Origin of the sequence: Sphingorhabdus sp., assembly GCF_044374345.1 — a bacterium.
GTDB lineage: Bacteria > Pseudomonadota > Alphaproteobacteria > Sphingomonadales > Sphingomonadaceae > Sphingorhabdus_B.
The window spans coordinates 1-6,426 of the sequence record NZ_JBILOS010000108.1; the positions used below are offsets into that span (position 1 = coordinate 1).

Below are 6,426 nucleotides of genomic sequence, written 5' to 3' on the forward strand. Positions count from 1 at the left end.
TGCGCATGGTTTCGCGAGGCCATCACTTCGTGAAGACCGGTCAGTATGTTGCGGGCGGAACGGGTAGCGCTTTCCATATGCCCCATCTAGCAGAGACACAAAAGGCAAGCGATACCCCGCTTGAAATTATTCGTAGTCAGCCAGTTGCGGCCGATTCCTGCATAAGTACGTCCTTAAGATGCAATTTCTGCTTCTTAAGGCTCAGAATGATGCCGGTGTCAGGAAAAGGTCTATGTTCTTCGCGCTGCAACTTTTGTTCAAGATCAGCATGTTTGCTGCGAAGTGCGGACAGATGATTATTATTCACATCATTCTCCTTCAGCGTAAGACTCGGTGGTCCAACAGCCAAAGTAAATCACGAAACATGGCGCGAGTCTCGCGATAATTTTGCGTTTGGCGTGCAACAGAAACATGCGCCTGCAATCATGCCCGCTTTTAACGATGACTTGTTTGCATGACTCTGGTTAGAAGGGGGAATGAACGACGACGGCTACCAGCAGCAGCTGGAACAACTGAAGATTGAACATCGCGACTTGGATGATGCCATTACGGCGCTGACCATGCAGCCGGTCGTTGATCAGCTTCAGATTGCACGTCTGAAAAAGAAGAAGCTGATATTGAAAGACCGAATCATGCGGCTTGAAGATCAGCTTGTGCCAGACATCATTGCCTGATCTGTTCCCGTCTCGAACGTTTACAATTGCGCGATGATTGTTTCATACCGGCACACTCGCAATATGTTGCCGCGATGGGATTGTTTGCACTAACATCGGGGCATATGCCGTGCCATAAAGGCGCATGCGCGACGCACAACTCGAACTAACCCCTTTATTAGTGGATTCTCTTTACACAGAAGCGATGCTGCTGGCCGATGAAGCGCGCGCCTGTTTTGATCGCAGTTTTGATGCGGGGCATTTGTCTCCGGAGATTTCGGTCGCTTTTTCCTGCGAGTCTCTCAAGGTCACCACACGCCTGATGCACAGCATTGCGTGGTTGTTAAATCAAAAGGCATTGCGGGCTGGCGAAATAACCGAGAGCGAAGCGCGAAACGAAACCAACAATCTGGGCTATGCGCCGGCCAGTGATGGGCCGCTGGTGTTGCAATTCCCACCAGAGGCGCAAGCGCTGATCGGCGCGAGCGAAGAATTATATGACCGGCTTCAACGGCTCAGCGAGAAAATGCGCGCCCCTGTTCCGCAGGCGTCGGAACCAGTTGCGATGCGCGACCGTTTGCGCGCCTCGTTTTAAGCGTCGAACTGCAGGCTGGCCAAACGCGAATATAGGCCGCCTGCCGCGCTGAGTGTCGCGTGGTCGCCCTCTTCAACTATCTGGCCTTGGTCCATCACAATGATGCGGTCGGCCGAACGTACAGTCGCGAGGCGGTGGGCAATGACGATCGTCGTGCGACCAACCATGAGGCGTTCAAGCGCGTCCTGAACAAGGCGTTCGCTTTCGGCATCCAAGGCACTGGTTGCTTCGTCGAGCAACAGAATTGGAGCATCGCGCAGCAGAGCGCGCGCAATCGCAAGACGCTGCCGCTGGCCACCAGATAGGCGCGCACCGCTTTCGCCCAAAAACGTGTCCAACCCGTCCGGCAAAGCGCGCAGGAACTCCGCGGCATTCGCTTGCTCTGCTGCTGCCCAAATGGCGGCATCGTCCGCCAGCCAATGACCGTAGCGCAAATTGTCCCGTGCGGAGGCCGCGAATAAAACGGTGTCTTGCGGAACCAGGGCGATGCGCTGGCGGAATTCGGCTGGATCTGCACTGGTCAGCGCCACGCCATCAATGCGGACAGTGCCGGCCTCAGGGTCGTAAAAACGTTCAGCAAGCTGAAACAAAGTCGACTTGCCGGCACCTGATGGCCCGACGACCGCGACTGTCTCACCAGGGGAAACCTTCAGGCTGAAATCGTCAAGCGCAGTAATTTCGGGTCGGGTCGGATAGCGGAACCGGACATGCTGAAACTCCAGCTGACCGCGCGCTGGTGGCATGATCACCGGGCTGGCGGGCGCCGCAATTTCGGGTACTTCATGCAGCAATTCTGCCAAACGCGAAGCCGCGCCGGATGCCCGCACAAGGTCCCCATATACTTCAGTCAATGCGCCGAAGGATCCGGCGACAAGTCCGCCATAGAGCACTACAGAGAACAATGTTCCGGGGGTTATAATGCCTTCGTTGACTTGGTCCGTACCTTCCCACACCAGCAGCGTGATGCCGCCAAAAACGAGGGCCATGACCAACGCTGTCAGGAACGCGCGTATCCGTATACGATTTTTCGCGGCGGCAAATGTGCCCTCGACGGCATCTGCAAATCTGACGCCCTCACGCGTTTCTTGACCAAATGCCTGAACGATTTTGATTGCGCCAAGGGCTTCCGAAATGATGGTGCCGACGCTGGCGACATTATCCTGACTGGTGCGCGATGCCTTTTCTAACCGCCGACCGAGAAAGACGATTGGCAGTACAACAACCGGAATGCCCGCCAAAAGCCAAATGGTCAGACTTGGGGCCAAGCCAAAAAGCAATGTCACGCCGCCGATGCCGATAAAGATATTCCGCAACGCAACCGACACTGTGGTGCCAACAATCTGTTCGATAATCGCCGTATCTGCGGTCATCCGGCTCGCGATTTCGCCGGGCCTATTCTCTTCAAAAAAGCGTGGTGCAAGCCGCAGCAAGTTGCTTTGAACGGCAACGCGGATGTCGCCGACGACGCGTTCGCCCAACCAGCTGACAAAGTAAAAACGGAATGCGGTCGAAACACCAATGATGACGACAATGCCCAGCAACAGATAAAAATATGGCGCGGGGTCTCCGCCATTTTTCGCAAAGCCCTCATCAATAATCAGCCGCAGGCCATAAGGGATAGCCAGTGTCGATGATGCTGCAGCTATGAGCGCGAGAAGCGCATATGCAATTTGTCGTGGGTATTTGATCGTAAAATGCCCGATCATCCGCAAGCTGCCGAAATTAGGCTTTTGCTTTACGGCAGGCGCCTCAATGGCGTCGGGTGCAGGCGTTGTTGGAATTTCGGAAGTTTCGTTCGTCATTCGGTCCGCCTAGCAGTGCGCCGAAGCGGGAACAATGCGCGACAGATGATGCCGATGCCTTTTTCTATGGTGCAATGCACAATAAACGCTTATGGATTCCACAAGAACGCCCTGTTTTTCTGGGCCGAAAGACGGAAATCTAAGGATTGCAGATGCTTTATACCGCTTATGATATGCAACGGAGCTGGTTAGCAGGTGCGGGAAAAATTGCACAGGCGCAGGCAGATATGCTCAAGAATTTCACTGGGCCATTTACTGTGGGCGGTCTTGCCCCCATCGCGGCGTCGGCATTGGATGTTTTTGCCCATTCGGTTTTGCCGCGCGGAAAGCCAGCATTCGGATTGGACAGCGTTACTGTCGATGGCAAGACGATGCCTGTTCAAGAAGAAAATCTGGCGCGCAAGCCCTTTGGGCAGTTGAAGCGGTTCGTTTATGAAGGCAGCAGCGCGAAGCCACGGTTGCTCATTTGCGCGCCGATGTCCGGCCATTTCGCGACGCTGTTGCGCGGCACGGTCGAACGCATGATCCCAACGCATGATGTCTATATCACCGATTGGAAAGATGCGCGCGATGTGCCGTTGACCGGCGGCGGTTTCGATCTGGAAACCTACATCGATTATCTCATCGAATGGCTTGAATTCATCGGCCCCGATGCCGGCGGACGCGGTGCCCATATGTTGGCGGTATGTCAGCCCTCTGTTCCCGCTTATGCCGCTGCAGCGGTGATGAGCGCGAAGGACCACCCGTTGCGGCCACGCACCTTGACGATGATGGGCGGTCCGATTGACACCCGCGAAGCGCCAACGGCGGTAAACGACCACGCCACACGCCGCCCGCATGAATGGTTCGTACAAAATGTCATTGCGACCGTCCCGCCATATTATAAAGGGTCGGGACGCCGGGTATATCCCGGTTTTCTGCAGCTTTCGGGCTTTATGTCGATGAATCTGGGCAACCATATGGTCAGCCATTGGTCGATGTTCTCCGACCTCGTCAAAGGCGACGGCGAAAGCGCGGATCGGCATAAAGAATTTTACGACGAATATCGCTCCGTCTGCGACATGACGGCCGAATTCTATCTGCAGACCGTAGATACCGTATTCCAGCGTCATTTGTTGCCCAAGGGCGAATTCAACTATCGCGGTAAGCTTGTTGATCCCGGTGCGATTAAGGACATCGGTCTGCTGGCGATTGAAGGTGAGCGGGACGACATTAGCGGCCTTGGGCAAACCAAAGCGGCACTCAACATTGCGATCGCTTTGCCTGATGCGCTCAAAAAATATCATATGGCGCCTGAAGTTGGCCATTATGGCATCTTCAACGGCAGCAAATGGCGCGAAAAAATTGCACCGGTCGTCGAAGACTGGATTGTCAGCCACAATGGCTAGGGCCATTGGTGCCATGTTGCGTTTATGACATTGCACATCACTGCCACCGTTGAACGCTGGCCCGTCGATGGGCAGTTTATCATCGCGCGCGGTGCTGCCCATATTTGCCGATGAAAGCTGCCATGTTGCGGCGGACGTTGCGGGCCGTCATCCTTCCACTTCGTCACCCTGAAACACGTTCAGGGTGACGAAGTGGGGAATGTTTACCTCTGCGTCCTCTGCGCCTCTGCGCGAGTCCGTTTTGCACGCAGAGGGTATGCACATGCGGCAATGAAGGTGACAGGAATGAAGGAGAATTCCTTGCACTGAACAAAATGGCCTCAAACCGTGAAGGTGAGATTTATGCGTTCACGGCCCAATAGAGGTTTTAAGCTTTATAACGCGTCGAGATACTCGATATCGGGCGCACCCGCGAGACAGGGCGCCAGCTTTGGGCCAGCGGCCTTGAAATAGTCGCTGGCGCCATGTGCGGTGAGCGCGTCTTGATCGACATATTGCTCGAGCACTTTGTAAACCTGCGGGTTCGACCGTGACCGGGTCAACGTATAAAATACGTTCCCCGGTTCATTGGCGCGAACGGCAGCCGCAAGCTCTGCAAACACAGCCTCAAAGGCTTCGTTTTTGCCGTCGGCGACGGTTAAAGTTGCGATGACACCAATAGCTGACATGCGGCTGCTCCGTTTCGTTCTTAGAAGATTTCAAAAAGGCCGGCTGCGCCCATGCCGCCGCCAACGCACATCGTGACGACGCCATATTTCGCACCGCGACGCTTGCCTTCGATCAATGTATGGCCGACGCAACGTGCGCCCGTCATACCATATGGGTGACCGATGGAGATTGATCCGCCATTGACGTTTAGCAACTCGTTTGGAATGCCAAGCTTGTCGCGGCAGTACAGAACTTGCACAGCAAAGGCTTCGTTCAATTCCCAAATGCCGATGTCGTCCATCTTCAGACCAAAGCGCTGCAGCAATTTTGGAATTGCGAACACGGGACCAATGCCCATTTCGTCTGGCTCTGTGCCTGCAACGGCCATGCCGACATAACGACCAAGCGGGTTCAGACCCTTTTTCTCGGCAACCTTGGCTTCCATCAAAATGGACGCCGAAGAACCGTCGGACAACTGGCTGGCGTTACCGGCCGTGATGGTCATGTCTGGACCAAGTACGGGCTGCAGCGATTGCAAACCTGCGAGCTGCGTATCGGCGCGATTGCCTTCGTCCTTGGCAATGGTGACTTCTTTCTGGCTGACTTCGCCCGTTTCCTTGTTCACGACATTCATCATCGTGGTTACGGGAACGATTTCGGCATCGAAATAACCGGCTGCTTGACCAGCGGCGGTGCGCTGCTGCGATTGCAGGGCATATTCGTCCATCGCATCGCGGCTGATGTTATAACGCGTTGCTACGACTTCAGCGGTTTGAAGCATCGGCATGTAAATCGAATTGTGCATGGCAACCAATGCAGGGTCGGGCTGAACGCGCATTTCCTTGGTTTGCACCAATGAGATGGATTCTTGACCACCAGCTGCCATCACGTCGACATTGTCGACGATGATTTGCTTGGCTGCCGTTGCGATGGACATCAGGCCTGACGAACATTGGCGATCCATGGTCATGCCCGAAACAGAAATCGGCAGGCCAGCGCGCAACGCAACCTGACGTGCAAGATTTCCGCCCTGCGTGCCTTGCTGAAGCGCCGAGCCCCAAAGGACGTCATCAATTTCGCCGCCTTCAATGCCGGCACGCTCCACAGCGGCCTTCAACGCATAGCTGCCGAGCGTTGGCCCGAGCGTTGCGTTAAATCCGCCGCGATAGGCTTTGCCAATGGCGGTACGGGCGGTTGATACGATTACTGCGTCACGCATGGTAATGGTTCCTTGAATTGAAAATTATACGAAAAACTGGCTGATCCATTCAGCCTGAAGTGCTGGTTTGTCTTCACCCTCAATCTCGACGGTGAACTCAAGCGTCTGCTGCCATTGGCCA

At 54.9% G+C, this 6,426-nt stretch carries 7 protein-coding genes and 1 pseudogene; 3 read left to right on the forward strand and 5 right to left on the reverse strand.

Annotated features, from left to right (window positions below; genetic code table 11):
* Positions 1 to 136 precede the first annotated feature (136 nt).
* A complete protein-coding gene (locus tag ACIQ5B_RS09675) occupies positions 137 to 307 on the reverse strand; it encodes a YdcH family protein (RefSeq protein ID WP_397598834.1) in 171 nt (56 codons plus the stop codon).
* A gap of 169 nt (positions 308 to 476) precedes the next feature.
* On the opposite strand from ACIQ5B_RS09675, the gene ACIQ5B_RS09680 reads away from it, so the two are divergent.
* Both ACIQ5B_RS09680 and ACIQ5B_RS09685 read left to right on the forward strand, forming a co-directional pair.
* Positions 477 to 674, forward strand: a complete 198-nt coding sequence (locus ACIQ5B_RS09680) for a YdcH family protein (protein WP_395629246.1) — start codon at positions 477 to 479, stop codon at positions 672 to 674.
* A 160-nt stretch (positions 675 to 834) separates the two neighbouring features.
* The gene (locus ACIQ5B_RS09685; protein ID WP_397598835.1) at positions 835 to 1,248 is read left to right on the forward strand and encodes a DUF1465 family protein; all 414 of its coding nucleotides are present in this window, start codon (positions 835 to 837) and stop codon (positions 1,246 to 1,248) included.
* Here ACIQ5B_RS09685 and ACIQ5B_RS09690 read toward each other — a convergent pair.
* Positions 1,245 to 3,050 carry an ABC transporter transmembrane domain-containing protein gene (locus ACIQ5B_RS09690; protein ID WP_397598836.1) on the reverse strand — a complete coding sequence of 602 codons (1,806 nt, stop codon included), beginning with the start codon at positions 3,048 to 3,050 and terminating at the stop codon, positions 1,245 to 1,247. The genes ACIQ5B_RS09685 and ACIQ5B_RS09690 overlap by 4 nt on opposite strands.
* Positions 3,051 to 3,202: 152 nt before the next feature.
* Between ACIQ5B_RS09690 and ACIQ5B_RS09695 the strand changes: the two genes are divergently transcribed.
* Positions 3,203 to 4,438, forward strand: coding sequence for a polyhydroxyalkanoate depolymerase (locus ACIQ5B_RS09695; RefSeq protein ID WP_397598837.1), 1,236 nt, complete (start codon positions 3,203 to 3,205; stop codon positions 4,436 to 4,438).
* Between the two features lie 374 nt (positions 4,439 to 4,812).
* Here ACIQ5B_RS09695 and ACIQ5B_RS09700 read toward each other — a convergent pair whose 3' ends face one another.
* The 3 genes and pseudogenes from ACIQ5B_RS09700 to ACIQ5B_RS09710 all read right to left on the reverse strand — a co-directional run.
* A complete protein-coding gene (locus ACIQ5B_RS09700) occupies positions 4,813 to 5,106 on the reverse strand; it encodes a putative quinol monooxygenase (RefSeq protein WP_183941914.1) in 294 nt (97 codons plus the stop codon).
* A gap of 20 nt (positions 5,107 to 5,126) precedes the next feature.
* Positions 5,127 to 6,305, reverse strand: coding sequence for an acetyl-CoA C-acyltransferase (locus tag ACIQ5B_RS09705; protein WP_397598838.1), 1,179 nt, complete (start codon positions 6,303 to 6,305; stop codon positions 5,127 to 5,129).
* Between the two features lie 24 nt (positions 6,306 to 6,329).
* A pseudogene (locus ACIQ5B_RS09710) lies at positions 6,330 to 6,426 on the reverse strand (MaoC family dehydratase); the annotation flags it as partial.